Annotated in this window: 21 protein-coding genes and 1 riboswitch; of the genes, 1 reads left to right on the top strand and 20 read right to left on the bottom strand. The window is 65.2% G+C overall.

Going from position 1 to position 21,706, the window contains the following annotated elements; all coding sequences use genetic code 11:
• Position 1 precedes the first annotated feature (1 nt).
• The 8 genes from ribH to J2X11_RS08220 all read right to left on the bottom strand — a co-directional run bounded on the left by ribH (position 2) and on the right by J2X11_RS08220 (position 8,534).
• The gene (ribH, locus tag J2X11_RS08255; RefSeq protein WP_309969257.1) at positions 2 to 484 is read right to left on the bottom strand and encodes a 6,7-dimethyl-8-ribityllumazine synthase; all 483 of its coding nucleotides are present in this window, start codon (positions 482 to 484) and stop codon (positions 2 to 4) included.
• Positions 481 to 1,713, bottom strand: coding sequence for a bifunctional 3,4-dihydroxy-2-butanone-4-phosphate synthase/GTP cyclohydrolase II (locus J2X11_RS08250; protein WP_309969253.1), 1,233 nt, complete (start codon positions 1,711 to 1,713; stop codon positions 481 to 483). The genes ribH and J2X11_RS08250 overlap by 4 nt, the downstream gene beginning before the upstream one ends.
• Positions 1,710 to 2,327 carry a riboflavin synthase gene (locus J2X11_RS08245; RefSeq protein ID WP_309969250.1) on the bottom strand — a complete coding sequence of 206 codons (618 nt, stop codon included), beginning with the start codon at positions 2,325 to 2,327 and terminating at the stop codon, positions 1,710 to 1,712. Before J2X11_RS08245 ends, J2X11_RS08250 begins: the two co-directional genes overlap by 4 nt.
• Positions 2,327 to 3,364: a bifunctional diaminohydroxyphosphoribosylaminopyrimidine deaminase/5-amino-6-(5-phosphoribosylamino)uracil reductase RibD gene (gene ribD / locus J2X11_RS08240; RefSeq protein WP_309969246.1), complete on the bottom strand. Its 1,038-nt coding sequence runs from the start codon at positions 3,362 to 3,364 to the stop codon at positions 2,327 to 2,329. Before ribD ends, J2X11_RS08245 begins: the two co-directional genes overlap by 1 nt.
• An 80-nt stretch (positions 3,365 to 3,444) precedes the next feature.
• Positions 3,445 to 3,579, bottom strand: a riboswitch (FMN riboswitch).
• Positions 3,580 to 3,626: 47 nt separating this feature from the next.
• Complete coding sequence (rpe, locus tag J2X11_RS08235) at positions 3,627 to 4,292, bottom strand: ribulose-phosphate 3-epimerase (protein ID WP_309969243.1); 666 nt, start codon at positions 4,290 to 4,292, stop codon at positions 3,627 to 3,629.
• Positions 4,293 to 4,294: 2 nt separating this feature from the next.
• Positions 4,295 to 5,584, bottom strand: a complete 1,290-nt coding sequence (locus J2X11_RS08230) for an RsmB/NOP family class I SAM-dependent RNA methyltransferase (RefSeq protein WP_309969240.1) — start codon at positions 5,582 to 5,584, stop codon at positions 4,295 to 4,297.
• On the bottom strand, positions 5,581 to 6,504 hold the full coding sequence (fmt, locus tag J2X11_RS08225) for a methionyl-tRNA formyltransferase (protein ID WP_309969237.1): 924 nt from the start codon (positions 6,502 to 6,504) through the stop codon (positions 5,581 to 5,583). The genes J2X11_RS08230 and fmt overlap by 4 nt, the downstream gene beginning before the upstream one ends.
• A gap of 23 nt (positions 6,505 to 6,527) precedes the next feature.
• A complete protein-coding gene (locus tag J2X11_RS08220) occupies positions 6,528 to 8,534 on the bottom strand; it encodes a primosomal protein N' (protein WP_309969235.1) in 2,007 nt (668 codons plus the stop codon).
• An 82-nt stretch (positions 8,535 to 8,616) separates the two neighbouring features.
• Between J2X11_RS08220 and J2X11_RS08215 the strand changes: the two genes are divergently transcribed.
• Positions 8,617 to 9,303, top strand: a complete 687-nt coding sequence (locus J2X11_RS08215) for a DUF6882 domain-containing protein (RefSeq protein WP_309969232.1) — start codon at positions 8,617 to 8,619, stop codon at positions 9,301 to 9,303.
• A gap of 30 nt (positions 9,304 to 9,333) precedes the next feature.
• Here J2X11_RS08215 and metK read toward each other — a convergent pair whose 3' ends face one another.
• The 12 genes from metK to pyrR all read right to left on the bottom strand — a co-directional run bounded on the left by metK (position 9,334) and on the right by pyrR (position 21,652).
• On the bottom strand, positions 9,334 to 10,521 hold the full coding sequence (gene metK, locus J2X11_RS08210; protein ID WP_309969228.1) for a methionine adenosyltransferase: 1,188 nt from the start codon (positions 10,519 to 10,521) through the stop codon (positions 9,334 to 9,336).
• Between the two features lie 62 nt (positions 10,522 to 10,583).
• The gene (gene coaBC, locus J2X11_RS08205) at positions 10,584 to 11,786 is read right to left on the bottom strand and encodes a bifunctional phosphopantothenoylcysteine decarboxylase/phosphopantothenate--cysteine ligase CoaBC (RefSeq protein WP_309969224.1); all 1,203 of its coding nucleotides are present in this window, start codon (positions 11,784 to 11,786) and stop codon (positions 10,584 to 10,586) included.
• A gap of 28 nt (positions 11,787 to 11,814) precedes the next feature.
• Complete coding sequence (rpoZ, locus tag J2X11_RS08200; protein ID WP_309969221.1) at positions 11,815 to 12,120, bottom strand: DNA-directed RNA polymerase subunit omega; 306 nt, start codon at positions 12,118 to 12,120, stop codon at positions 11,815 to 11,817.
• Between the two features lie 49 nt (positions 12,121 to 12,169).
• On the bottom strand, positions 12,170 to 12,733 hold the full coding sequence (gene gmk, locus J2X11_RS08195; RefSeq protein ID WP_309969218.1) for a guanylate kinase: 564 nt from the start codon (positions 12,731 to 12,733) through the stop codon (positions 12,170 to 12,172).
• Positions 12,726 to 13,064, bottom strand: coding sequence for an integration host factor, actinobacterial type (gene mihF / locus J2X11_RS08190; protein WP_309969216.1), 339 nt, complete (start codon positions 13,062 to 13,064; stop codon positions 12,726 to 12,728). Before mihF ends, gmk begins: the two co-directional genes overlap by 8 nt.
• 41 nt (positions 13,065 to 13,105) lie before the next feature.
• Positions 13,106 to 13,537, bottom strand: a complete 432-nt coding sequence (locus tag J2X11_RS08185) for a hypothetical protein (protein ID WP_309969213.1) — start codon at positions 13,535 to 13,537, stop codon at positions 13,106 to 13,108.
• A gap of 47 nt (positions 13,538 to 13,584) precedes the next feature.
• Positions 13,585 to 14,400, bottom strand: a complete 816-nt coding sequence (gene pyrF / locus J2X11_RS08180) for an orotidine-5'-phosphate decarboxylase (protein WP_309969210.1) — start codon at positions 14,398 to 14,400, stop codon at positions 13,585 to 13,587.
• Complete coding sequence (gene carB, locus J2X11_RS08175; RefSeq protein ID WP_309969207.1) at positions 14,397 to 17,723, bottom strand: carbamoyl-phosphate synthase large subunit; 3,327 nt, start codon at positions 17,721 to 17,723, stop codon at positions 14,397 to 14,399. The genes pyrF and carB overlap by 4 nt, the downstream gene beginning before the upstream one ends.
• Positions 17,723 to 18,826 carry a glutamine-hydrolyzing carbamoyl-phosphate synthase small subunit gene (gene carA / locus J2X11_RS08170; RefSeq protein WP_309969204.1) on the bottom strand — a complete coding sequence of 368 codons (1,104 nt, stop codon included), beginning with the start codon at positions 18,824 to 18,826 and terminating at the stop codon, positions 17,723 to 17,725. The genes carB and carA overlap by 1 nt, the downstream gene beginning before the upstream one ends.
• Positions 18,823 to 20,124, bottom strand: coding sequence for a dihydroorotase (locus J2X11_RS08165; RefSeq protein WP_309969201.1), 1,302 nt, complete (start codon positions 20,122 to 20,124; stop codon positions 18,823 to 18,825). Before J2X11_RS08165 ends, carA begins: the two co-directional genes overlap by 4 nt.
• The gene (locus tag J2X11_RS08160; protein WP_463675072.1) at positions 20,121 to 21,077 is read right to left on the bottom strand and encodes an aspartate carbamoyltransferase catalytic subunit; all 957 of its coding nucleotides are present in this window, start codon (positions 21,075 to 21,077) and stop codon (positions 20,121 to 20,123) included. Before J2X11_RS08160 ends, J2X11_RS08165 begins: the two co-directional genes overlap by 4 nt.
• Complete coding sequence (gene pyrR / locus J2X11_RS08155; protein WP_309969197.1) at positions 21,074 to 21,652, bottom strand: bifunctional pyr operon transcriptional regulator/uracil phosphoribosyltransferase PyrR; 579 nt, start codon at positions 21,650 to 21,652, stop codon at positions 21,074 to 21,076. Before pyrR ends, J2X11_RS08160 begins: the two co-directional genes overlap by 4 nt.
• Positions 21,653 to 21,706 lie beyond the last annotated feature (54 nt).

Raw genomic sequence — 21,706 nt, 5'->3', positions numbered from 1 at the left:
TCTATCCGCGTGGTGACGACAGGGTGCGCAGGACGTTCCAGGTGGACAGCGCGGCCTCGGTCGCCTCGCGTCCCTTGTCCTCGCGACTGTCGGGCAGACCGGCGCGATCCAGGGCCTGCGCCTCGTCGTCGGTGGTCAGCAATCCGAAGCCGATCGGGACACCCGTGTCGAGTGCAACGCGGTTGAGTCCGTCGGTTGCCGCCGCGCATACGTAGTCGAAGTGCGGGGTGCCGCCACGGATGATGACGCCGAGCGCGATGACCGCGTCGTAGCCCTCACGAGCGTAGGCCTGGCACAGGATTGGCAACTCGAACGAGCCGGGGGCACGTATGAGAGTCACGTCCGTGACGTTCGAATCTGCGAGAGCGCGCTGGGCACCCGCGATCAGGCCATCCATGATCTCGGTGTGCCAGCTCGATGCGATGACAGCCACTCGTGCGCCGGTCGCGTCGACCGAGAGGTCGGGTGCGCCTGCCCCGCTCATTTGGCGTCTCCGAGTCCGGGCAGATCGTGGCCCATGCGCTCGGCCTTGGTCTGCAGGTACCGGAGGCTGTCCTCGGTCGGAGCGACCACCAGCGGCAGACGCTCGGTGACCTTCACGCCGTAGGCCTCGAGAGCCGTCGTCTTGTCCGGGTTGTTGGTCAGCAGTCGTACGGACGTCACTCCCAGATCGCGCAGGATCTGGGCGCCAGCGGCGTAGTCGCGCTCGTCCTCGCCGAAGCCGAGGTCGAGGTTGGCGTCGACCGTGTCGCGCCCACTGTCCTGCAGCGCGTACGCCTGCAGCTTGTGCAGCAGGCCGATTCCGCGGCCTTCGTGGCCCCGGAGGTAGACGACGATGCCTGCTCCAGCCGCGGTGACCTCGGTCATCGACAGCTCGAGCTGCGGTCCGCAGTCGCAACGACGCGAGCCGAAGACGTCACCCGTGAGGCACTCGGAGTGGATGCGAGTGAGTACGTCCTGAGTGCCGGGGTCGCCGAACACCAGAGCGATGTGCTCAGCACCATCGATCTGATCGCGGAAGCCGTACGCCGTGAACTCACCGAACTCGGTGGGAAGGCGCGTCGTGGCGAGGCGCTTGACCTGGGTCTCGTGCAGGCGTCGGAAGACCTGCAGGTCCTCGATCGAGACGAGAGCCAAACCGTGCTCGTCGGCGAACTCACGCAGTGCCGGAGCACGCATCAGCGTGCCGTCGTCGTGCAGCACTTCGCCGATGACGCCGGCCGGGGTCAGGCCTGCAAGGCGGGTGAAGTCGACCGCAGCCTCGGTGTGACCGCCACGCTCGAGCACTCCCCCGTCCTTCGCGCGAAGCGGAAGGATGTGGCCCGGCTGGTTGAGCTCGAACGGCTCGGTGGCCGAGTCGGCAAGTACGCGGCACGTGCGGGCACGGTCTGCAGCCGAGATGCCGGTCGTGATGCCGTCACGCGCGTCGATCGAAATCGTGTACGCGGTGCGCATCATTTCGCGGTTGTGCGGGGTCATCAGCGGGATCGCGAGGCGGTCAAGGATCTCGCCCGTCGTCGGGGCGCAGATCAGGCCGCTCGAGTAGCGCACCAGGAAGGCCATGAGCTCGGGAGTCGCCTTGCTCGCGGCGAAGATGATGTCGCCCTCGTTCTCGCGGCTCTCGTCGTCGACAACGATGATCGCCTTGCCATCGCGGATGTCCGAGATTGCGCGCTCGATGCTGTCGAGGCGCACCGAATCGTGCTGAGTCATGATGCTGCTCCTTCTGCTCGAGCGCCAAGGAGGCGCTCGACGTACTTGGCGAGGATGTCGACCTCGAGATTGACCCGGTCTCCGGGTGACTTGGTGCCGAGAGTGGTGTCGGCGAGGGTGGTCGGGATGAGCGACACCGAGAACCAAGGCTCTTCGGCGTCGACGACTTCCACGACTGTCAGGGATGTTCCGTCGACGGTGATCGAGCCCTTGTCGACGAGGTACTTGGCCAGGTCGGCCGGCAGCGCGATGCGTACGACCTCCCAGTGCTCGCTGGGCGTGCGATCGAGGATCGTGCCCGTGCCGTCGACGTGTCCCTGGACGATGTGGCCGCCCAAGCGGGCGCCGGACTGCGTCGCACGCTCGAGGTTGACCTCAGCGCCGACCTCCAGGTCACCGAGCGATGTCTTGTCGAGCGATTCCTGCATGACGTCCGCGGCGAACGTGTCCGAGTCCTGGGCCATCACGGTCAGGCAGCAGCCGTTCACGGCGATGGAGTCTCCGTGCTTCGCGTCGGAGGTCACGAGCGGTCCACGAATCGTGAGGCGGACAGAGTCGCCCAAGGGCTCGATCGCAGTAATCGTGCCCTTCTCCTCGATGAGTCCGGTGAACATCAGTCGAAGTCCTCTCGCTGCATTCGACCGGGCGTGCCGATCATGCGAATGTCGGGGCCGACCATCGTGAGATCGTCGATCGTGATGGGCCGCAGGTCTGCGAGCGTCGTCGCTTCGCCTTCGAGTGCGGCTCGGCCTGAGCCGAGCATCGCCGGAGCGATGTAGCCGATGATCCGGTCGATGACGCCGGCATTCCAGAACGCACCTGCAAGGCGGGGTCCGCCCTCCAGCCAGATGTGTCGAATGTTGTTCTCGACGAGCTTCTGCATCACGACTTCGGGATCGCGCGACTGGATGAGCAGGGTCGGAGCAACCCGATCGAAGACGCGGTAGTAGTTGGGGATCTTGGTCTCGCCAACGACGACGCGCAGCGGCTGTCGGTCGAACGGAAGCGGCAGATCCTTCGCATCACGCACGGTGAGGCGTGGATCGTCAGCGAGTACGGCACCCGTACCGGCGACGATGGCGTCGGCCTCGGCGCGGAAGACCTGCACGTCGCGGCGGGCTTCTTCGCTGGTGATCCACTTGCTGGTGCCGTCAGGGGCGGCGCTCAGACCGTCGAGGGTCGCGGCGTACTTCCAGGTCACGAACGGGCGTCCCGCCGTCATCGCGAAGGTCCACTCCTCGTTGAGGTCTGTGGCTTCGGCGGCAAGCGGTCCCGACTCGACGTCGATGCCTGCGGCTTTGAGCGTCTTGGTCCCACCTGAGGCCGTACGGTTCGGGTCGATCTGCGCGAACACGACTCGGGCTACACCAGCGTCGATGAGTGCCTTGGTGCACGGTCCAGTCGTGCCGGTGTGGTTGCACGGTTCAAGAGTCACGACGGCCGTGGCGCCACGAGCGGCTTCTCCAGCCTGCTCGAGCGCGTCCACCTCAGCGTGCGGCGTACCGGCTCCACGATGGGCGCCGATTGCCAGTTCCTTGCCGTCTGGGCTCAGCAGAACACAGCCGACGCGCGGATTGGGCAGTGTACGGGCGGTAGCTCGTGCGGCGTCGAGTGCACGACGCATCGCGCTGATCTCGATGTCGGTGGCCATTCATCCTCCGGATTCGTGTGTTCACGCACTCCGGGGTTGCTTGGTGTCACCCAAGCGGCCACAGCGCATAGCGCTGCGACATCGTGCGCCTCTCATCCGGACTTTCACCGTCGGTGCCGGAATTTCACCGGCTCAACCGTTGCCTCACCGAAGTGTGGCCGCGGGTCGCGGACTATAACCGCCGGTTCGGAATTACACCGACCCCGGAGCACGCGAGCGTTCAATACTGGTTGCTCGTGAAGCAAAGTCTAGCGGCTGGAAGTCAGTCGGTGGTGTGACGTTCGGCATGTGAGCGCAGTGAGGCGATCATGGCGTCGGGATCATCGGCACCGAAGACAGCCGACCCTGCGACAAACATGTCGGCTCCGGCCTCGGCGCAGCGCTCGATCGTCTCGAGCGACACTCCCCCGTCGACTTGTAGCCAGATGTCGCCACCGTGCTTGTTGATCAACTCGCGGGCGCGCGCCACCTTGGGCAAGCAGGAGTCCATGAACGACTGGCCGCCGAAGCCTGGCTCGACAGTCATGATCAGGATCATGTCGATCTCGGGCAGCAATCCCTCGTACGGCTCCAGGGCAGTGTCGGGCTTAATCGCCATCGAAGCTCGTGCACCCTGACGCCGGATGTTGCGCGCGAGCTGCAGCGGATCACGGGCCGCCTCGACGTGGAATGTGATGCTCTGAGCGCCCGCCTCAGCGAACGCCGGCGCCCAACGATCGGGGTCCTCGATCATGAGGTGAGCGTCGATCGGCTGCTTCGCGACCTTCGCGAGCGCCTCGATGACCGGTACACCGAGCGTCAGGTTGGGTACGAAATGGTTGTCCATCACGTCCATGTGGAGCCAGTCGGCGCCCGGGATACGAGCGGCTTCGGCCTCAAGGTTGGCGAAGTCTGCCGACAACATGCTCGGCGCGATCTGGATGCCCATGCTCAGACAGTATCGGTGCGTCTGAGCGTGGCCATGAACATGGCGTCCGTGCCGTCAATGTGTGGCCACAACTGGCGCGATGCCTCGACCTCGATGTCAGGGCGAGCGGCCGTTACGACGTCGACCACACCCGTTGTCTCGGCCACATGAGGCGAGCAGGTTGCATACACAACGACTCCCCCAGGACGCACGAGATCGAGTGCACGATTGAGCAGCGCCATCTGCAGCGGAACCAGCGACTCGAGGTCCTCGGGCACGCGGCGCCATCGTGATTCGGGCCGCCGTCTCAGCGCGCCAAGTCCGGTGCAGGGCGCATCGACCAACACACGATCGAACGATCCCTCGTCCCACGGGCCGTGCCGTCCGTCGAACGTCGTGACCTCAACGTTGTCGAGCAGGTGCACGCCCTGTCGTACGAGCTCAGCACGGTGCTCCAGCACCTCGTTGGCAACGAGCGACGCACCACGCTGGTAGGCGATTGCACCGAGGAGTGCGGCCTTGCCGCCCGGGCCGGCGCACAGGTCGAGCCAGCGGTCGTCGGATCCTTCGATCTGGGCGCCCGCGAGGGTGATCGCAACGACCTGCGAGCCTTCGTCCTGTACTCCCGCACGACCGTCGCGCACCTGCGGGATGTCACTAGGCGCTCCGCCCTCAAGGATGCGGGCGTACGGCGAGAGTGTTCCGGGTGTGCCGGGCAGGTCGTCGGGCTCGCACAGGCCCGGCCGCGCCACCAGGGTCACCCGTGGCGAGGCGTTGTCTGCCGCGAGGAGCTTGTCGATCTGCGTCGCGTGACCGCCCAGCGCTTCAGTAAGGGCCTTCACGATCCACAGTGGGTGCGAGGTCCGGATCGCGCGAGCCTCGTCGCCTTCCAGTCCTTCTGTGACCGTGTCGAGCCAGCCGGCGAGATCCTTCTGCCCGATCTTTCGGAGCAGAGCGTTGGCGAAATGCACCGGCTTGTGACCGATCTCGCGACGTACGACATCGACCGTCGTCGACACCGCAGCGTGCGGCGGCACTCGCATGCTGAGCAGTTGGTGGGTGCCAAGGCGCAAGGCATCGAGCACTGGCGGATCGATGCCCGCGAGACCTTTGCTGGCGACAGAGCCGATGATCGCGTCGTACGTGCCCTGGCGACGCACGGTTCCGTGCACCAGTTCGGTGGCGAACGCCGCGTCGCGACCTTCGATCGAGTGCTCCTTGAGCATGCCCGGGAGCACGAGGTTGACGTATGAGTCCTTCTCCGCCACGGCCCGAAGCACGTGGAACGCGACCATCCGTACCGGGTCGGTCATTCGAATGACGAATCGTCGGGGACCGAGGTGCCTCGTGCCCAGTCGGCGGCGGGCATCAGCTTCTTGCCGATCGGTTGTACATCTCCAAGGATCACGTCGGTCGTGGTCGTTCCGACCCTGATCTCACGCTTGCTGATCCCCAGCTTGCCGGACGTGAGAGTGCGCTCCTCCGCAATGCGCGGCGGCCCAATTTTGAGGCGCTGATCGGCGAACGTTGTCCACGCACCCGGCGCGGGCGTGCAACCGCGGACGTGCCGGTTGATCGCGAATGCCGGACGGTTCCAGTCGATGCGCCCGTCTTCAGTCGTGAGCTTGTGTGCGTACGAGATGTTCTCGTCCGGCTGTGGGATCGCCGAAATGTCGCCGTCCTCGATGTGATCAATGACATCGACGAGCAACTTGCTCCCCCAATCGGCAAGGCGCACGAGCAGCGTCTCGGCCGTGTCGTCGTCGCGGATGAGTTCGGTGATCGTCCCAAGGGTCGGCCCGGCGTCGAGCTCCTCGACGAGGCTGAACACCGTGGCACCAGTGACCTCGTCGCCGGCCATGATCGCCCGCTGCACGGGCGCCGCTCCACGCCAGGCCGGCAGGACCGAGAAGTGCAGGTTGACCCAGCCGTACTCCGGAATGTCGAGAGCTTCGCGGCGGATCAGAGCGCCGTACGCAACGATCGGTACGCATCCGGGGTTGAGGTCACGCAGGCGAGCCATGAAGTCAGGATCCGACGGCTTGGCAGGCTTGAGCACTTCAATGCCGTGCGCTTCCGCAGCCAGTGCGACAGGCGAGGGCGTCAGCGTACGTCCGCGGCCCGCTGGCGCATCCGGGCGTGTGATGACGGCGACCACGTCGTGCCTGCTCGCAACGAGCGCTTCGAGGGTCGGAACAGCGGCTTCCGGCGTACCTGCGAAGACAACTCTCACGCCGGAGAGTCTAGGTGCAGAGGTCAGAGGCTCTGCGGGTCGACCTGTATGCGCAACGCTGGTTGCTTCGCGGCACTCCGCTCGGCGGCGGCGGTCTTGAGGCCGGCAGCGAGCTGGGTGCCCTCGCGACGCGGCGCACGCAGGATCAACCGTTGGCCAGCCTGATCGTCGCGAGGGTCGACGGGCACGGGTCCCAACACCTCGGTATTCGGTGTCCAGGTGCGCGTCGCCAGCTCAGCGAGTACGTCATCGGCCGCGTCGACCGTTGCCAGCCGCGCGGTCGGCGGCAGGTGTGTCTCGGCCCGGCTCGCCAGTTCGCGAGCGGCGAATCCCGCCGGGTCCGACCGTACGAGCGCCTGCAGGATGGCGGCATCACCGACCGCGATGGCACTGGCACCCGGGCCAGCCAACGCGAGTGCGTTGAACCAGCGCCGATGAGCTTCTTCCTCAACCCGGATGTCATCTCGACCCGTCATCAGCCACGTGTCGAGTAGAACGATGACGTCGTAGCCACCTGAGACGTGCGGCTCGGCGCCGGGAGTGGCGAGCACCAGAACGCGTCCCGGCTCGACGTCGTCGAGGATCGTGTCCCCACCGGACGTCACGACCTGAAGCTCGGGAAATGCTTTGGCAAACTCTTCGGCCGTACGGAGCTGCCCGACCACAGGAGCTCGAAGCTTGGTGCCCTCGCAGTGGGAGCAGGACCAGTTCGGCACTGCAGTCGCGCACCAGCGACAAGCGATCGGCGCTGACGCAGACGTTTGTACGAGGGGCCCCTGACAGGCCGTGCAGCGGGCTGGGTGGCGGCACTCCTGGCACGAGAGCGACTCGCGGTAGCCACGACGTGGCACCTGCATCAGCACAGCGCCCTTGGCCGCGCGCACGGAGCGGAAGACTTCCTGCGGGAGCCTGGCGGGAGCAGACCCCGCGGTTGACCCATCCGTGACCTCGAGGCGTGGCCATGCTGTGCGACGTGTCGACTGCTCAGCGATGAGCTCGGTGCACCATCCGCTCTCGACGAGCGACTGTCCCTCGGCTGTGCGCGCGTAGCCGCCGATCAACAACGCCGTCGATGATGCCGCGGCTCGGAGCAGCAGCACCTCGCGGGCGTGCGGGTAAGGCGCGCGTGGTTCGGCGTAGAGATCGTCACCGTCGTCCCACATCGCCACGAGTCCGAGCTCGTGCACGGGCGCGAAGGCCGCGGCACGCGTACCAAGCACAACCTTCACGTGGCCACGTGACACCGCGAGGAATGCGGCGTAGCGCGCTGCAGGGGTGGACGCGGCAGTCAGCACGACGTGCTGTCCTGCGCCCAGCACCTCGGTGAACGCGGTGTCCCAGCGCGCGACATCTCGTACGTCGGGCACGCATACGATTGAGCCTCGTCCGCTGTGCAGCGCAGCCAAGACCGCCTGAGCGATGGCGCGGGCGGGATCCTGGCCAGGCATGGCACCCCACCAGGCCCGCGGACTTGCGCCAGCAGCGATCGCGCTGAGGAACTCCGGCCCGTGCGTGTGCGTCCGCCAGATCGCATCATCTAGCGCGGGCAACTCCCCCGCCGCCGGCTCACGTACGGACGCCTCGGCTCGGGCATGGCGAGGCGGGATCGCCATCCGCAATACGTCACCCAACGTTCCGGCGTAGCGATCGGCAACCGTCTGCGCTAGCTCAAGGACATCTGGACGAAGGACCGGCTCAGCGGACACGACCTTGGCGACAAACGCAAGCTTGCCTTCATGCTCAGTGCCGTCGACTCGATCCGTCACGAAGCCATCGACGAGACGCCCAGCGAATCGCACCTTGACCCGACAGCCCACGACGACCAATTCGTCCAAAGTGGCCGGTACGAGGTAGTCGAATGGCCGATCGAGGTGCGAAAGCCCCGTGTCGACGGCAACCTGCGCGACTGGGAGGTTGGCCGCTGCCTCGAGCGCAGGCTTGGCTTTGGCGGCACGTTTGCGTGGTGAAGTCGACTCAGGGACCAGAGCAAGCTGCTCCGGCCCTGTCGCATCGCTCCCGTCGCTCGTCACGGTGCAGTTCTACCAGCCGGTGCTGACGCTCAGCCGTCGTGGACAATTGGAGCCGCATCAGCCACGCGCAGCAAAGGACGTTATGACCGAGAGCCAGTACCTCGACCGCATCGCCGACGCCGGCGCGCTCATCGTGGCGGAGGCCGAAGCCCAGCTGTATGCGAGCCGTGGCGAGAACGGTTTCACCAAGCTCAGCAAGGGCACCGGCAACACCGACCTCTACACGGTCAACGGCGCCGACAAGTACATCGCACACATGATCGGCACGACGAGCTCGACGACAGGTCGATTCACCTGGGCTTGGGGCTATCTTCCCGGTGAGGAGACCGGTCCCACGATCGTCCACGACATCCGCACGCAGGGCGCGAAGCTCGGCATCCCCGAGCTGGCCGAGGCCGACTTCGCGAGCGAGCCGCGCCTCATGCAGCGCGTACTGCAGGCCTCGGCAGCCATCTCCCGGGTGTACACCCCCGTCGTCTTCCACACCGACAACGGCGACACGGGCTACTTCCTGATCGACGGGTTCCAGCTGCCGCCGGCGACCGTGGCGGATCTGCGACAGACCATCGAGACGGTCGTGGCCGGACCTGGACATCCGAACGACGTCCGGCGAGCCCTTCACCAGTACGCGGCGACGCGACGCATCGGCTACGCCGAGCAGGACGATGCAGCGTTCCTGCAGGCCGAGGACGGCACGCTGATCATTGGCCTCGACGGCAACGAGATCACCGGCCTCGGCGTTCAGGACGCAGAAAGGCCCTCGCCGTAGCGAGGGCCGTTCTGTTTGAACTGGTGAGCGTCAGGCTCCTGCTGCAGCCTTGAGCGCGTCAGCGCGGCTCGTGTCTTCCCACGGCAGACCCGGACGACCGAAGTGGCCGTATGCGGCTGTCTGCGCGTAGATCGGACGGAGCAGGTCGAGGTCACGAACGATTGCGCCGGGACGCAGGTCGAAGACCTCGAGGACTGCTTCGCGGATCTTGTCGACCGGAACCGTCTCGGTGCCGTAGGTGTCAACGTAGAAACCAACCGGGGTCGAGACGCCAATCGCGTAAGCGACCTGGACCTCAGCCTTGGTGGCGAGACCGGCGGCCACGATGTTCTTGGCAACCCAACGCATCGCGTAGGCGGCCGAGCGGTCAACCTTGCTCGGGTCCTTGCCGGAGAACGCGCCGCCACCGTGACGGGCGTAGCCGCCGTAGGTGTCGACGATGATCTTGCGGCCCGTCAGGCCGGCGTCGCCCATGGGGCCACCGATGACGAAGTTGCCGGTCGGGTTGATGTGGACCTTGTAGTCCGACGAATCGATGTCGTACTGCCCGAGCACCTCGTCGATGACGTGCTTCTGGATATCAACGGCGAGCTGGGTCTCGAGGTCGATACCGGCCTCGTGCTGCGAGGAGATGACGATGGCCTCGACACGTACGGGCTTGTCGTCATCGTCGTACTCGATGGTGACCTGAGTCTTGCCGTCCGGACGCAGGTAGGGCAGCGTGCCGTTCTTGCGTACGGCGGTCAGCTGCTCCGCGAGGCGGTGGGCGATCGTGATCGGCAGCGGCATGAGCTCAGGAGTCTCGTCGCAGGCGTAGCCGAACATGAGACCCTGGTCGCCAGCACCCTGAAGGTCGAGCGGGTCAGTGGCACCGCCAACGCGGGCCTCCTCTGCGCGGTCGACGCCCTGGGCGATGTCGGGGCTCTGCGCGTCGAGAGTCACCTGCACGGCGCAGGTCTCTCCGTCGAAGCCCTTGACTGAGGAGTCGTAGCCGATCTCGATGACGCGATCGCGAGCGATGCGGGCGATGTCGACGTATGCCTCGGTCGTGACCTCGCCACCGACCAGCACGAGGCCAGTGGTCACGAAAGTCTCCGCGGCGACGCGGCTCTTGGGGTCTTTGGCCAGCAATGCGTCAAGGATGCTGTCGCTGATCTGGTCGGCGATCTTGTCCGGGTGTCCCTCGGTGACGGACTCGGACGTGAACAAGCGGCTCAAGGTATTTCTCCTGGGTTGAGGTCTGCAGAGAGTCTAACGAGTGAATCGGTGGGGAGTTTCGCTCAGTCCATGCGTTGGACGACTGCGTCCAGGACCGCATGAGCCAAGTGGATCTTGGGGCCGAGAGGCACCTCGTCCACGGTGCCGTCGGCACCGAGCAGAACAGCCTCGTTGTCCTCGGCACCGAACACCTTGCCAGCCCCCACGTCGTTGACGACGAGGAGGTCGCAGCCCTTGCGAGCGAGCTTGGCGCGGGCGTGTTCGATGACGGAGGCGTTGGCGTCACCAGTCTCGGCTGCGAAGCCGACGATGACGGGTCGCTTGCTCGTACGCGCGGCAACGAGCTCAGCGAGGATGTCGGGGTTTTCGACCAGCTGGATCTCCGGGGCAACACCGTCAGAGGCCTTCTTGATCTTGGCGTCCACGAACTCGGCCGGGCGGAAATCCGCAGGCGCCGCAGCCATGATGACGGCGTCGGCGTCGACTGCGGCCTGGTGAACCTGCTGGCGGAGTTCCTCGGTACTGACGACGCGTACGAGATCGGCGCCTGCGGGATCGGGCAACGACACATTGGCGGACACGACAGTCACTCGCGCTCCGCGTGCGACGGCCGCCTCAGCGAGGGCGTAGCCCTGGCGGCCCGAGGAACGGTTGCCGAGGAAACGGACCGGGTCGAGGAATTCGCGGGTGCCACCGGCGGAGATGACGACATGCTTGCCAGCAAGGTCCTGGGCGTGGGGCTCGAGGAGCTGAGTGGCGATCTGGAAGATCTGCTGCGGATCAGGGAGGCGACCCTTGCCAGTGTCGACTCCCGTGAGCCGGCCGACAGCGGGCTCAACCACGACGTGACCGCGCTCGCGGAGGGTGGCGACATTGGCCTGCGTCGCGGCGTTCTCCCACATTTCGGTGTGCATCGCGGGGACGAACATCACCGGACACCGTGCCGTGAGCAGCGTGTTGGTCAGCAGATCGTCAGCGATGCCGTGCGCAGCCTTGGCCAGGATGTTGGCAGTGGCCGGCGCCACGACGACGAGATCGGCACCCTGACCGATTCGTACGTGCGCGACTTCGTCGACGTGCTCGAAGACTTCGGCTTGTACGGGCTTGCCCGACAGCGCCTCCCAGGTGGCGGCACCAACGAAGTTGAGTGACGAAACGGTGGGGACGACGCGGACGCTATGGCCCGACTCCGTGAAAAGGCGCAGCAACTCAGCGGACTTGTAGGCCGCGATGCCACCCGACACACCAAGAACGATCTCGGCCATGCCTTCCACCTCCGTCAACTGGAGTGAATTAAGCCTTTTCTGCTGCTGCGGCAGCGGCTGCTGCTTCTGCTTCTGGGTCGATGTCCTCGACGGTCAGCAGGTCAGCGTTGATCTCGCGGAGCGCGATCGACAGCGGCTTCTCCTGCACACCGGTCTCGAGCAGCGGGCCAACGTACTCGAGCAGGCCTTCGCCGAGCTGCGAGTAGTAGGCGTTGATCTGCCGTGCGCGCTTGGCGCTGTAAAGGACGAGCTTGTACTTGGAGTCGGCCTTCTCGAGCAGGTCGTCGAGCGGCGGGTTGGTGATGCCGATGGCGACGGAGCGTGTCGTGGACACAGAGAGCCTCACAGAAAAGTTCTAGGAATGTGGTCCGGCTGCTGCCGGATCAGAACAAGTCTACCAATTCCTGGCAGGCACTCTCGACATTGGTGTTGACGATCGTCACATCGAACTCGTCTTCGGCCTCGAGCTCAACGCGCGCTGTGGCCAGGCGGCGCTCACGCTCCTCAGGTCCCTCGGTCCCCCGGCCGACAAGACGGCGTACGAGTTCTTCCCAACTCGGTGGCTTGAGAAACACCATCAAGGCGTCTGGCATGCGCTCGCGCACCTGTCGTGCGCCTTGCAGATCGATCTCCAGCAGCGCTGGCTGACCGGCGGTCAGGCGCTCCTCGACGCGAGCCCTGGGAGTCCCGTAGCGGGCCGCCCCGTGCACGACGGCCCACTCGAGCAGACCGTCATTGGCGACCATCTCGTCGAATTCGGCCTCGGTGATGAAGTGGTAGTGGACGCCGTCGATCTCGCCCGGACGCGGGGCCCGGGTCGTGACGGAGACAGAGATCCAGATTTCGGGGTGCGAGTTGCGTACGCAGGCTGCGACCGTGCCCTTACCGACCGCAGTCGGTCCCGCGAGCACGACGAGCCGTGACCGTTCGGGTGTGGCTTCAGCCACGGCCAGAGCGGTCTGCTCGTTCCTTGAACTCGGCGATCAGGGCGGAGATCTGGTTGTCCCCGAGGCCGCGCAGGCGACGGTTGGCAGCAATGCCTACGCGCTCCATGATTTCTTGCGCTTTGACCTTGCCGACGCCAGGCATCGACTGCAGAAGGTCAACGACCTTGAGCTTGGCGATGAACTGGTTGGCTTTGGATTCCTGAATAACCTCGGTCAGGCTCGCACCGGAATGCTTGAGCTTGTCCTTGATGTCTGCGCGCACTTTGCGTGCGATCGCAGCCTTCTCGAGTGCTGCTTGACGCTGTTCGGCCGTCAGAATTGGGAGTGCCACTTCATCATCCCCTTGCGTAGGTGCTGCGGTGTTGGGTCAGTTCATTTGAGTGTGATCTTGCATTCCTGCTTCACATTCTTCACAACTGCTGTTCTTTCCGCTTTCGTACCGTTGAAAGTCGTGTAAGCGGCGTTGAGTTCCTTGAGTTGCGCTGCGCTGAGCTTCTTGACCTTGGCGGTATCGGTCATGTCCTCAAGCTTGAGGTCTACCGCCTTCTGCGCCGCAATGACACCCTTGGTGACATCGGCGAGCGTCGTCCAGTCCTTTTTGATCGTCGCGGGGGCCACCTTGGCGACTCCCTCGAGCACCTTGGCATAGCCGGCGTACGCGGCATCCGTGCGCTTCTCGCCGAACGTATTGAGCGAGGCCTTGTCCTTGTCGACTGCATCGCAGTAGGCGCTTCCGCCGCCACACCCCGAGAGCACCGTGGCACAGACGAGTGTCGAGACCAGCAAGGCGGCGGTGCGTGTCATGCAAGAGCTCCTAGAGCGTACGTATCGGTGAGCCGGTGACCCGGACCCTAGGAGCCTACAAGTTCGGAGTTCACCCGGGCGACAGAATCGCGGAGGGCGGACACATCGGGTCCCTCAGCAAGAACTCCCCGGGAGGTCGAGGGAATCACGTTGTCGATGACCGAGCTGAACAGTCGTCGTATGTCGTTGACCGTTCCGCCCTGTGCGCCGAAGCCAGGAACCAGCAGTGGGCCATTGATCGCGAGGTCTTCGCCGACATCGCCGATGGTCGCTCCGACAACCGCACCAAAGGACCCCATGGGTGACTGACCAGCGTTCAATGCCGCCAGTTGGCTCAGCATGCCGCCGGCAACCGTGGTGTCGCCGTTGAGCGCGTGCTGCACCTCCGGCCCCTCCTTGTTGGAGGTCAGTGCAAGTACGAAGACACCTGCGTCGTTGCGTTCGGCGACGTCGAAGAACGGCTGCAGTGAGCCGAAGCCGAGGAACGGGCTCACAGTGATCGCATCAGCCGCCATTGGCGCGTCCTCATCGAGGTAGGCGTCGGCATACGCCGCGGCAGTCGATCCGATGTCGCCGCGCTTCACGTCGAGCACCACCAGCGTGCCGGTGTGGCGGAGGTCCTGGATCGTGCGCTCAAGAATCACGACTCCCTGGGCACCGAATCGTTCGAAGAATGCTGACTGCGGTTTGACGAAAGCGACGTGCCCGGCAAATGCCTCGACGCAGATGCTGGCGAAGCGGTCCAGACCCTCAACGGAGTCGGGCAGCTCCCATTCCGCGAGCAGCTCGGCGTGAGGATCGATGCCGACACATGCAGGCCCGTAGGCCGCCATTGCGGCGCGAGCTCGCGAACCGAAGCTCACTCTCGACCCGCCGTCACGATCTTGCCCCACTCCTGGAGCGAGGTGACGCCGATCTTGCCTTCGATCAGCGCCTCGATGCCCTGAACTGCGGCGGCAAGACCTTGCACTGTCGTGATGCACGGGATGCCCTCGGCAACGGCAGCCGTACGAATCTCGTAGCCGTCGATGCGCGGGCTTCCGCCGGACGTCACGCCATGCGGGGTGTTGATGATGAGCTGCACATCCTGCTCGTGGATCTTCTCCACGATCGTGCTGCGCGTCTCGCCCGGCAATGGTTCCTCGTTGAGCTTGCGGATGACCGTCGCCTGGACGCCGTTGCGAGCGAGTACGACGGCCGTGCCGCTGGTCGCGAGGATTTCGAAGCCGAGATCCGCGAGGCGCTTGACCGGGAAGACCATGTGCCGCTTGTCGCGGTTGGCGACAGACACGAAGACCTTGCCCGAAGTCGGGAGTCCGTTCTGGGCTCCGGCCTGCGACTTCGCGAAGGCCGTGCCGAACGCATGGTCCATTCCCATGACTTCGCCCGTCGACCGCATCTCGGGGCCGAGCAACGTGTCGACGTACTTGCCCTCGTAGGTGCGGAACCGGTTGAACGGCATGACAGCTTCCTTGACCGCAATCGGCGCGGAATCGGGCAGGTCTCCCCCGTCGCCCGTCGCGGGCAGAACGCCGGCCTTGCGAAGATCGGCGATCGACTCGCCCAGCATCAGGCGTGCCGCGGCCTTGGCCAGCGGAGTCGCCGTTGCCTTGGAGACGAACGGGACCGTACGCGATGCTCTCGGGTTGGCCTCGATGACGTAGAGGATGTCGGAGCTCAGCGCGAATTGGATGTTGATGAGTCCGCGTACGCCGACACCCTTGGCGATGGCTTCGGTCGACTCGCGGATGCGCTGGATCTCCAGCCCACCAAGCGTGATCGGCGGCAGGGCGCAGGCCGAGTCACCTGAGTGCACGCCGGCTTCTTCGATGTGCTCCATGACGCCGCCAAGGAACAACTCCTCGCCGTCATACAGGGCATCGACATCGATCTCGATCGCATCGTCGAGGAACCTGTCGACGAGGACTGGTCGATCTGGAGAGATCTCGGTGGCACGGTCGATGTAGTCCTTGAGGGTGCCCTCGTCGTACACGATCTCCATGCCGCGACCGCCCAGGACGTACGACGGTCGTACGAGCACCGGGTAGCCGATCTCGCCGGCGATCTTGCGAGCGTTGCTGAATGTAGTCGCCATCCCGTGCTTGGGAGCGACAAGTCCAGCGTCGGCGAGTACCCGGGCGAATGCTCCGCGCTCTTCGGCGAGGTCAATCGCCTTGGGCTGCGTTCCGACAATCGGTACGCCAGCTGCTTCGAGACCTGCCGCGAGTCCAAGCGGAGTCTGGCCGCCAAGCTGGACGATGACGCCGGCAACGGGGCCAGCCTGCTGCTCAGCGTGGACGACCTCGAGCACGTCCTCAAGCGTCAACGGCTCGAAATAGAGACGATCCGACGTGTCGTAGTCGGTCGAGACGGTCTCGGGGTTGCAGTTGACCATGATGGTCTCGTAGCCGACCTCGGAGAGCGCCATCGCGGCGTGCACGCACGAGTAGTCGAACTCGATGCCCTGACCGATGCGGTTCGGACCGCTGCCAAGGATCAGGACGGCTTCCTTGGTACGAGGCTCGACTTCGGTCTCCTCGTCGTACGAGGAGTAGTGATAGGGCGTGGTGGCCGCGAACTCAGCGGCACAGGTGTCGACGGTCTTGTAGACCGGTCGGACACCGAGCGCGTGACGTACGCCGCGAACGACGTCCTCACGTAGCCCGCGAATTCTGCCGAGCTGGGCGTCCGAGAAACCGTGGCGCTTGGCCTTGCGCAGCAGGGCCGGCGACAGTTCCTTGGCGTCGATGAGTTCAACGGCAATCTCGTTGATCAGCGCGAGCTGGTCGACGAACCACGGATCGATCTTGGTGGCGTCGAAGATCTCCTGCGGAGTCGCTCCGGCGCGGATTGCGTCCATGACCTTCTTGATACGGCCATCGTGCGGGATCGCGATCTCCTGCAAGAGTGCGTCCTTGTCGAGGTCGACCCACTTCTGGCTCCAGTCGAAGACCGAGTCAGGGCGCTCGAGGGACCGCAGGGCCTTCTGCAGCGCCTCGGTGAAGTTGCGGCCGATTGCCATGGCTTCGCCGACTGACTTCATATGCGTCGTGAGCGTGGCATCGGCGTTGGGGAACTTCTCGAACGCGAACCGTGGCACCTTGACGACGACGTAGTCGAGCGTGGGCTCGAACGACGCCGGGGTGACCTGGGTGATGTCGTTGGGGATCTCGTCGAGCGTGTAGCCGATCGCAACCTTCGCGGCGATCTTGGCGATCGGGAAGCCGGTCGCCTTTGATGCGAGGGCCGACGAGCGCGAGACGCGGGGGTTCATCTCGATGACGACGATGCGACCGTCATCGGGGTTGACCGCGAACTGGATGTTGCAGCCGCCGGTGTCGACCCCGACCTCACGGATGATGCCGATCGAGATGTCGCGCAAGCGCTGGTATTCGACGTCGGTGAGAGTCATGGCCGGAGCCACCGTGATCGAGTCGCCGGTGTGCACGCCCATCGGGTCGAAGTTCTCGATCGAGCAGACGATCACCACGTTGTCGGCGGTGTCCCGCATGACCTCGAGCTCGTACTCCTTCCAGCCGAGGATCGACTCCTCGAGGAGTACCTCGGTGGTCGGGCTCAACGCCAGGCCGGAACCGGCGATCCGGTGCAGGTCTTCCTCGTTGTACGCGAGGCCGCTGCCGGAGCCGCCCATCGTGAACGACGGTCGTACGACGACGGGATAGCCGCCGAGCTCAGGCACGCCGGCCAGGCACTCATCCATCGTGTGGCAGATGACGGAGTTGGCCGACTCTGCGCCCCACTCCTTGGGCAAGGACTCCACGACCTTCTTGAAGGACTCGCGGTTCTCGCCCTTCTCAATCGCTTCGATCGAGGCACCGATGAGCTCTACGTTGTACTTCTTGAGCACACCCGACTCGTGCATCTGGATCGCTGCGTTGAGTGCGGTCTGGCCGCCCAGCGTCGCGAGCAGCGCGTCGGGGCGCTCCTTGGCGATGACCTTCTCGACGAACTCGGGCGTGATCGGCTCGATGTACGTCGCATCGGCGAACTCGGGGTCCGTCATGATCGTCGCCGGGTTGGAGTTGACCAGGATGACGCGAATGCCCTCTTCGCGGAGGACACGGCACGCCTGGGTGCCGGAGTAGTCGAACTCGCAGGCCTGTCCGATGACGATCGGGCCGGAGCCGATGACCATGATCGACTTAATGTCTGAGCGCTTAGGCATCAGCGACCGCCCATCAGTTCGGCGAAGCGGTCGAAGAGGTAGTCCGCATCATGCGGGCCAGCCGCTGCCTCGGGGTGGTACTGCACGCTGAATGCTGGCTGCTCGAGCAAGGCGAGTCCTTCGACGACTTGGTCGTTGAGTCCGACGTGGGTCACGCGACCCGGACCGTATGGCGTGTCGAACGTGCCCTCGATCGGCGCGTCGACGGCGAAGCCGTGATTGTGGCTGGTGATCTCGACCTTGCCGGTCGTGAGGTCCTGGACGGGCTGGTTGAGTCCACGGTGACCGTACTTGAGTTTGTACGTGCCGAGGCCCAGTGCGCGACCGAAGATCTGGTTGCCGAAGCAGATGCCGAAGTACGGGATCTTGCGCTCCAGCAGCTGCTGGAGCAGCTCGACGCTTGAGTCGGCAGTGGCCGGGTCACCCGGACCGTTCGACATGAAGACGCCGTCGGGCTTGATCGCGAGAACGTCTTCGAGCGTTGCGTTCGAGGGCAGCACGTGCACCTCGATGCCGCGTTCTGACATACGGCGCGGGGTCATGCCCTTGATTCCGAGGTCGAGTGCGGCGACAGTGAACTTCTTCTTGCCGATCGCCGGGACGACGTATGTTTCATCGGTCGACACCTCGCCAGCGAGGTCGGCGCCTTCCATCGACGGCGCGGCCTTGACGGTGGCGAGCAGAGTTTCGACGTCGGTCGAGTCCGAGCTGATACCGGCCCGCATGGCGCCGCGCTCACGGAGGTGGCGAGTGAGTGCGCGCGTGTCCACGCCACTGATGCCGACTACGCCCTGCGCGGCGAGCCGCTCGTCCAGGGTCGTCTTGGCGCGCCAGTTGCTGGAGAGTCGCGCAGGGTCGCGCACGACGTAACCGGCGACCCAGAACGCTGAGGACTCGTCGTCTTCGTCGTTGACGCCGGTGTTGCCGATGTGCGGAGCCGTCATCGTCACGATCTGGCGACGGTAGGAGGGGTCAGAGAGCGTCTCCTGGTAACCGGTCATGCCGGTCGAGAACACGATCTCGCCGACGGTCTCGCCGACGGCGCCATAAGACTCGCCGTGGAACACGCGCCCGTCTTCGAGCACCAGGATTGCGGCGCTCATACGGTCACCGCTTCCACAAGCGTGCGGTCACTGACGGTCGGTCGTCCTCGCAGGAATGTCGCGACCACCTCGCCCGGAAGTGTGAGTCCGGCGTACGGGTTGTTGCGTGACAGCGAAGCCGTGTTGCGCGCGTCGATCAGGCGCGTGGCCTGGGGGTCGACGAGCACGATGTTGGCCGGCTCCCCCACTTCGAGCGGGCGACCCTGGTTGCGGACGCGGCCGATCTCGGCGGGCTTGGCCGACATCTTGTCGGCGACCTGAGCCCAGGTGAGCAGCCCGGTGTCGACCATCGTCTGCTGCACGACTGACAGCGCGGTCTCAAGTCCGAGCATGCCGAAGGCGGCCGCGGACCACTCGCATTCCTTGTCCTCCATCGGGTGTGGTGCGTGGTCGGTGGCGACAATGTCGATCGTTCCGTCGGCCAGCCCTTCGCGTACGGCCTGGACGTCATCGTCGGAGCGCAGCGGTGGGTTGACCTTGTAGATCGGGTCGTAGCTGCGTACGAGGTCGTCCGTGAGGAGCAAGTGGTGCGGGGTGACCTCGGCAGTGACGTTGATGCCGCGACTCTTGGCCCAGCGCACGATCTCGACCGATCCGCGCGTCGACAAGTGGCAGACGTGCAGGCGGGAGCCGACGTGCTCGGCGAGCAGAACGTCGCGGGCGACGATCGCTTCCTCGGCAACAGCGGGCCATCCGGTGAGCCCGAGCTCGCCCGAGAGCGGGCCCTCGTTCATCTGGGCACCTTCGGTGAGGCGGGGCTCCTGTGAGTGCTGGGCGATGACGCCGTCGAACGCCTTCACGTACTCGAGGGCCCGGCGCATGATCACGGCGTCCGAGACGCACTTGCCGTCGTCGGAGAACACCCGAACTGTTGCGGCAGAGTCAGCCATCGCGCCGAGCTCAGCGAGCTGTTCGCCCTTGAGGCCGATCGTCACGGCACCGACCGGCTGTACGTCGCAGTAGCCGCCCTCGCGTCCGAGACGCCAGACCTGCTCCACGACGCCAGCAGTGTCGGCGACCGGATCGGTGTTGGCCATGGCGTGCACGCAGGTGAAGCCACCGCGCGCTGCAGCCTTGGAGCCGGTCAGGACGGTCTCCGCGTCCTCACGACCGGGCTCACGTACGTGGGTGTGCAGGTCGACAAGACCGGGCAGAGCGACGAGGCCCTTTGCATCGACCTCGGTTGCACCGTTAACCGTGAGGTCTGTGCCGATTGCGGTGATGACACCGTCTTCAATCGCGATGTCCGCGACTTTCTCGCCCAGCACCTTGGCCTGGCGAATCACATACGAGCTCATGCGTCCTCTTCAATCGGGTCGAAAGTTTCGTCTTCAGCGGCGCCGCCGAGCAGCAGGTAGAGCACCGCCATACGTACGGCCACACCGTTGGTGACCTGCTCGACGATCACCGAGCGGACATCGTCGGCGACGTCGGCGGTGATCTCCATGCCGCGGTTCATCGGGCCGGGGTGCATCACGATCGCGTGATCGGGCAGCCGGTTCATGCGGGCAGTGTCGAGCCCGTAGCGGCGGCTGTACTCCCGAGCGCTCGGGAAGAACGACGCCTTCATGCGCTCGGACTGCACACGCAGCATCATCACCGCGTCAGCCTTCTCGAGAGAGTTGTCGAGGTCGTACGACGTCTCGACCGGCCACTTCTCGACGCCCACCGGGAGCAGCGTCGGTGGCGCGACGATTGTGACGTTGGCGCCAAGAGTGTCGAGCAGCAGCACGTTGGAGCGAGCGACGCGACTGTGCAGCACGTCGCCGACGATCGTGATGTTCTTGCCCTCGAGGTCACCCAGGTGGCGTCGCATCGTGAACGCGTCGAGCAGTGCCTGCGTCGGGTGCTCGTGCGTGCCGTCACCTGCGTTGATGACCGCACCCTTGGTCCACTTCGCGTGGGCCAGGCGGTGAGGAGCGCCAGAGTTGTGATGGCGTACGACCACCGCGTCAGCACCCATCGCCTGAAGCGTGAGGGCGGTGTCCTTGAGGCTCTCACCCTTGGAGACGCTTGAGCCCTTGGCGGAGAAGTTGATGACATCGGCGCTGAGGCGCTTTGCGGCGGCCTCGAACGAGATGCGCGTACGTGTGGAGTCCTCGAAGAACAGGTTGACCACGGTGCGGCCGCGCAGCGTCGGCAGCTTCTTGATCGGCCGGCTCGCGACGCCAAGGAGTTCTTCTGCTGTGTCGAGGATGCGGATGGCGTCCTCGCGGTTGAGGTCGCCCGCGCTGAGCAGGTGCTTGATCATGCCGCACCTCCCGTGATCGCGACTTTGTCGGCGTCGTCGGTCTCGGAGAGCTGCACCTTGACGCTCTCGCTGAGCGAGGTTGGCAGGTTCTTGCCGACGAAGTCTGCGCGGATCGGCAGCTCGCGGTGTCCACGGTCGATCAGGACGGCGAGCTGCACGGCGCTGGGGCGGCCGATCTCGTTGAGCGCGTCGAGTGCGGCGCGGATCGTACGGCCGGAGAACAGTACGTCGTCGATCAGTACGACGACCTTGTCATCGATGTCGTCGGGGATCTCGGTGTGCTCCAGCGCGCGGGCGGGCTTGAGCCGCAGGTCATCGCGGAACATCGTGATGTCGAGTGCACCTGCGGTGATCTCGCGTCCCTCGACCTCGGACATCCGCTTGGCAATGCGTCGAGCAAGATGGACTCCGCGCGTCGGTATGCCGAGCAGGACGATCCCAGTCGAGTCGCGGTTGCGCTCGAGGATCTCGTGCGTGATGCGAGTCAAAGCTCGCGAGATGTCCTTGTCATCAAGGACCGTACGGTCGGGGGCGTGCGCAATGTCAGCACGTGCAGCGTCATCAGACGCGACCATGTCTGACCTCCTTCTCCGCCTCTCGGGACGGCCGTTAAAGGATGTCGGTGATTC

It is taken from the genome of Aeromicrobium panaciterrae (genome assembly GCF_031457275.1).
In the GTDB taxonomy this organism is placed as follows: Bacteria; Actinomycetota; Actinomycetes; order Propionibacteriales; family Nocardioidaceae; genus Aeromicrobium; species Aeromicrobium panaciterrae_A.
The sequence above is the reverse complement of the archived record's forward strand: the minus strand, read 5'-3'. Positions and strand labels throughout refer to the sequence as shown.

Bases quoted from the DNA above. Each gene is read 5' to 3' on its own strand.
- J2X11_RS08165 (WP_309969201.1), bottom strand. From the start codon at position 20,124: ATGAGCTCGTATGTGATTCGCCAGGCCAAGGTGCTGGGCGAGAAAGTC.
- carB (WP_309969207.1), bottom strand. From the start codon at position 17,723: ATGCCTAAGCGCTCAGACATTAAGTCGATCATGGTCATCGGCTCCGGC.
- ribH (WP_309969257.1), bottom strand. From the start codon at position 484: ATGAGCGGGGCAGGCGCACCCGACCTCTCGGTCGACGCGACCGGCGCA.
- carA (WP_309969204.1), bottom strand. From the start codon at position 18,826: ATGAGCGCCGCAATCCTGGTGCTCGAAGACGGGCGCGTGTTCCACGGC.
- pyrR (WP_309969197.1), bottom strand. From the start codon at position 21,652: ATGGTCGCGTCTGATGACGCTGCACGTGCTGACATTGCGCACGCCCCC.
- J2X11_RS08215 (WP_309969232.1), top strand. From the start codon at position 8,617: ATGACCGAGAGCCAGTACCTCGACCGCATCGCCGACGCCGGCGCGCTC.
- coaBC (WP_309969224.1), bottom strand. From the start codon at position 11,786: ATGGCCGAGATCGTTCTTGGTGTGTCGGGTGGCATCGCGGCCTACAAG.
- J2X11_RS08160 (WP_463675072.1), bottom strand. From the start codon at position 21,077: ATGATCAAGCACCTGCTCAGCGCGGGCGACCTCAACCGCGAGGACGCC.
- J2X11_RS08230 (WP_309969240.1), bottom strand. From the start codon at position 5,584: ATGACCGACCCGGTACGGATGGTCGCGTTCCACGTGCTTCGGGCCGTG.
- J2X11_RS08245 (WP_309969250.1), bottom strand. From the start codon at position 2,327: ATGTTCACCGGACTCATCGAGGAGAAGGGCACGATTACTGCGATCGAG.
- J2X11_RS08185 (WP_309969213.1), bottom strand. From the start codon at position 13,537: ATGACACGCACCGCCGCCTTGCTGGTCTCGACACTCGTCTGTGCCACG.
- rpe (WP_309969243.1), bottom strand. From the start codon at position 4,292: ATGGGCATCCAGATCGCGCCGAGCATGTTGTCGGCAGACTTCGCCAAC.
- J2X11_RS08250 (WP_309969253.1), bottom strand. From the start codon at position 1,713: ATGACTCAGCACGATTCGGTGCGCCTCGACAGCATCGAGCGCGCAATC.
- ribD (WP_309969246.1), bottom strand. From the start codon at position 3,364: ATGGCCACCGACATCGAGATCAGCGCGATGCGTCGTGCACTCGACGCC.